The sequence below is a fragment of the Micrococcus sp. ACRRV genome (genome assembly GCF_022346985.1).
In the GTDB taxonomy this organism is placed as follows: domain Bacteria; phylum Actinomycetota; class Actinomycetes; order Actinomycetales; family Micrococcaceae; genus Micrococcus; species Micrococcus porci.
This window is the reverse complement of the sequence record NZ_JAKRNH010000160.1, coordinates 1-3,542: the sequence shown is the minus strand read 5'-3', so window position 1 is coordinate 3,542 and position 3,542 is coordinate 1. Positions and strand designations below refer to the sequence as shown.

Below are 3,542 nucleotides of genomic sequence, written 5' to 3'. Positions count from 1 at the left end.
GAGCAAGAACGCCGAGACGCCCTCCCCGACTGGCTCCACCACTACAACCAGCATCGCCCCCACAGCGCCTGCGGGAACCAGCCGCCCTTCTCACGATTGATCAACGTCCCCGGACAGTACATCTAGGGGCGGGTCCTAGGGTGGGCCCATGGCCATCGAGCGATCCTCCGCCCCTTCCGGCGGCCCGCTGCCCCGCGGCATCCAGCACATCGGGGTGACCGTGCCCGACCTCGACGCCGCCACCCGCTTCCTCGCCGACGGCCTCGGCGCGAAGGTGGCCTACGACGGGCTGAGCCCCGAGGACGAGCCCCGCAGCGGGCCGGAGGTGGAGCGCCAGCTCGGCCTCCCTGCCGGTGCGGAGATCCGCCGGCAGCGGATGCTCGTCATCGGCGAGGGGCCCGGTCTCGAGATGTTCGAGGTCTCCGGCGAGCAGCGTCCCGCGAGCGGGCTTTCCGACCTGGGGCTGAATCACATCAGCCTCTACTGCGACGACATCGACGGCAGCCTCGCGCGACTCGTGGCCGCGGGCGGCGAGGCGCTCTCCGAGGTGCACGGGAACAGCCGGCACGAGGACACCCCCGGGAACGGGAGCGTCTACGTGCGCGCACCGTGGGGGATGCTCATCGAACTGCAGACCATCCCGGGCGGGCACACCTATCCCGCCGATGCAGAGGCCGAGGTCTGGATGCCCCGTCCGCGCTGACCGGACAGTCCGCACCGGCCCGCGGGGCAGGCCGCTCAGGTGCGTGCCCGGCCCGCGGCCCGGGCCGCGCGGCGCTGCACGCGGGAGGCGTTCGCCTGGTCCAGGGTGAACACCACCAGCGAGAGCCAGATCAGGGCGAAGCCGGCCCAGCGGGCGGCGGGCATGCGCTCCCCGAGCACGGCGACCGCCACCAGGAACTGCATGATCGGCGCGATGTACTGCAGCATGCCGAGGGTGGTGAGCGTGAGGGATTGCGCCGCGGCGGAGAACAGGATGAGCGGCACGGCGGTGAGCACGCCGAGGCCGGCCATCATCCAGAAGTGGCCCGGGCCCTCGGAGACGGTGGTGAGCAGCCCGGCCTGCGCCAGGAACACCATGCCCACCGCGAACGCCGGGAGCAGCACCACCGTCTCCGCCGTCATGGTGGTCACCGCGTGCACGGGCACGGGGAAGCGCTTCTTCACGAAGCCGTACATGCCGAACGTGAACGCCAGCCCCAGGGCTATCCACGGCACCTGGCCCATCGCCACGGACATCACCACGACGGCGACCACGGCGATCCCGACGGCGATCCACTGCCCGCGGCGCAGCCGCTCGCCGAGGAACAGCACACCGAGCAGCACGTTCACCAGCGGGTTCATGAAGTAGCCGAGCGAGGCCTGGAGCACGTTCCCCGAGGTGACCGAGTGTGCGTAGAGCAGCCAGTTCACCGCGATGAACGCGGCGGCCAGGGTGATGCTGCCCCACCGGGCGCGGGTGGCCAGGGCCGTGCGCAGCTCCGGCAGCCGCCGCATGACCGCGAGCAGCAGCAGGCAGAAGATCAGCGCGGAGACGACGCGCACCACCACGATCTCCACCGCGCCGGCCGGGGCGGTGGCCGCCATGTACAGGGGCAGCAGCCCCCAGATGACGTACGCCGCGAAGCCCCGGGCCAGGCCCCGGGGGTCGTTCGCGGGCGCGGGGGTGATCGTGGGCAGGGCGCCGGTGTCCGGCGCGGCGGCCGCAACGGGGACGCCGTCCCGCGGCGCGTCCGGGCCGGACGGGGAAGGGGAGTGGCTCACCTGGGCCACTGTACGGCGGGGCCGTGCCCCGGGCGGCCGGGTGAGCACTCTCACCCGCCGGGCGCCGGCGGAGATCGGTAGACTCGGGGGTTGATCCCGCGCGCCGTGGTCCGGGCCCGCCCCGCGGACCGGCGTGCACCGCCGTCGTCAGAGAAGGACACCCCCGCCGTGACCGAACGCCCTGATCGCCCGCTGCGCATCGCCGTCGTCGGCGCCGGCCCCGCCGGTGTCTACACCGCGGACATCCTCACCAAGGAGGAGCGGGACTTCCAGGTCAGCATCGACCTGTTCGACCGCTACCCGGCCCCGTTCGGCCTGATCCGCTACGGCGTGGCCCCGGACCACCCGCGCATCAAGGGCATCGTCACGGCCCTGCACAAGGTCATGGACCGCGGCGACATCCGCTTCATCGGCAACGTGGACGTGGGCACCACCGTGTCCCTGGAGGACCTGCGCCGCCTCTACGACGTCGTCGTGTTCACCACCGGCGCCGTGCGCGACGCCGCCCTGGACGTGCCCGGCGTCGAGCTGGAGGGCTCCTTCGGCGGTGCCGACTTCGCCTCCTGGTACGACGGCCACCCGGACGTGCCCCGCGAGTGGCCGCTCGACGCGCAGTCGGTGGCCGTGATCGGCAACGGCAACGTGGCCCTGGACGTGGCCCGCATCCTCTCCAAGCACGCGGACGACCTGCTGGTCACCGAGATCCCGGACAACGTCTACCGGGACCTGAAGGCCTCCCCGGTGACGGACGTGCACGTGTTCGGCCGCCGCGGCCCCGCGCAGATCAAGTTCACCCCGCTCGAGCTGCGCGAGCTGGCGCACTCCCGCGACGTGGACATCGTCCTCTACGAGGAGGACTTCGACTTCGACGAGGCCTCGGAGAAGGCCATCGAGGAGAACAACCAGGTCCGCACCATGGTCGGCACGCTGACCAACTGGCTGATGGAGCAGGAGGACCGCACCGAGCAGGCCTCCCGCCGCCTGCACCTGCACTTCCTGCAGGCCCCGGAGGAGTTCCTCGACGCCGACGGCGACGGCCGCGTGGACGGCCTGCGCATGCGTCGCATGGAGCTCGACGGCCAGGGCGGGATCACCCCGACCGACGAGACCGTGGACTACGACGTCCAGGCCGTGTACCGGGCGGTGGGCTACTTCGGCTCTCCGGTGCCGGGCGTGGAGTTCGACGACGTCCGCGGCGTCATCCCGAACGCCGAGGGCCGCGTGCTCGACGCCGCCGGGCATCCCGTGCCGGGGCTGTACACCTCGGGCTGGATCAAGCGCGGGCCGGTCGGCCTCATCGGCTCCACCAAGGGCGACTCCCTGGAGACGATCAAGCACCTCATCGAGGACGAGCCCGGCCTGTACACCGCCGAGGACCCGTCCGAGCAGGCCGTCCTGGACCTGCTGGCCGAGCGCGGCGTGGACTACACGACCTGGGAGGGCTGGCACGCCCTGGACGCGCACGAGAAGGCGCTCGGCGCCGAGGCCACCCAGGCGGGCCCGGTCGAGCGCGAGCGGGTGAAGGTCGTGGACCGCGCCGAGATGACCCGCATCTCCCGCGCGGGCACTGGCCTGGCCTGAGCGGCCCGGGCGGCGGCGGCCCGAGCGCGGCCCGAGACGGCCCGCCGCCGCGCCCTCTCCACCGACGGGGCACCCGCTAGGTGTGATGTCCAGGGACGTTGTTGCGTGAGCAGCTGACAGGCGAAGGCCTCCTGTTGCGAGAGTGGAGTTGTCAAGAAACCGCTCACGCGAACAGAAGGCCTTCATGTCCCACGCTA

At 72.2% G+C, this 3,542-nt stretch carries 4 protein-coding genes; 3 read left to right on the top strand and 1 reads right to left on the bottom strand.

Features of this window, described 5'->3' with window-relative positions; translation table 11 throughout:
• Positions 1-126 (top strand): integrase core domain-containing protein (locus MHY29_RS11605; RefSeq protein ID WP_239241391.1); only part of this gene is annotated, 126 nt, incomplete at its 5' end.
• A gap of 22 nt (positions 127-148) precedes the next feature.
• On the top strand, positions 149-703 hold the full coding sequence (locus tag MHY29_RS11600; RefSeq protein WP_239241380.1) for a VOC family protein: 555 nt from the start codon (positions 149-151) through the stop codon (positions 701-703).
• 35 nt (positions 704-738) lie between these two features.
• On the opposite strand, the gene rarD is transcribed toward MHY29_RS11600, so the two are convergent.
• Positions 739-1,773: an EamA family transporter RarD gene (gene rarD, locus MHY29_RS11595; protein ID WP_370643532.1), complete on the bottom strand. Its 1,035-nt coding sequence runs from the start codon at positions 1,771-1,773 to the stop codon at positions 739-741.
• Between the two features lie 159 nt (positions 1,774-1,932).
• On the opposite strand from rarD, the gene MHY29_RS11590 reads away from it, so the two are divergent.
• A complete protein-coding gene (locus tag MHY29_RS11590) occupies positions 1,933-3,345 on the top strand; it encodes an FAD-dependent oxidoreductase (protein ID WP_239241382.1) in 1,413 nt (470 codons plus the stop codon).
• Positions 3,346-3,542: the final 197 nt, after the last annotated feature.